Source organism: Anaerotignum faecicola (assembly GCA_024460105.1).
Classification (GTDB): Bacteria; Bacillota; Clostridia; order Lachnospirales; family Anaerotignaceae; genus JANFXS01.
Map to the genome: position 1 here is coordinate 1 of JANFXS010000613.1, position 383 is coordinate 383.

Sequence of the window (383 nt, forward strand, 5' to 3'; positions counted from 1 at the left end):
TCAGATATCCACGCCACGCGGAGAGTTGTATCAGAAGAAGAGCAGCAACGGCAGTGTAACCGCGCACTTGGAATGGGCGCCGGGATTCGGTCAGCAGAAATCAAAAGGATTTGCAAAGGCACAGGAGTTTGTCGATTCTGAGTGCCTGCGGTACATGGACCCGATGACGCCACGAAGAACCGGGTACATGATTAAGTCCGCGCAGCTTGGAACCGTAATTGGCAGTGCAGAAATAGAGTACTTGGCCCCGTATGCGCGGCGGAAGTATTATGAGAACCACGGAGACAACGGAAACCGCGGTAAACTATGGTTTGAGCGTATGAAGACCGCGAAAGGCGAGACGATTCGGAAGGGGGCGGAAAAGATCATTGCGAACAATTAAC

At 52.5% G+C, this 383-nt stretch carries 1 protein-coding gene; it reads left to right on the top strand.

The annotated features are described in order from the left end of the window. Positions 1–4: 4 nt before the first annotated feature. Entirely contained in the window at positions 5–382 is a 378-nt protein-coding gene (locus tag NE664_15640; protein ID MCQ4728066.1) for a minor capsid protein, read from the top strand. Position 383 lies beyond the last annotated feature (1 nt).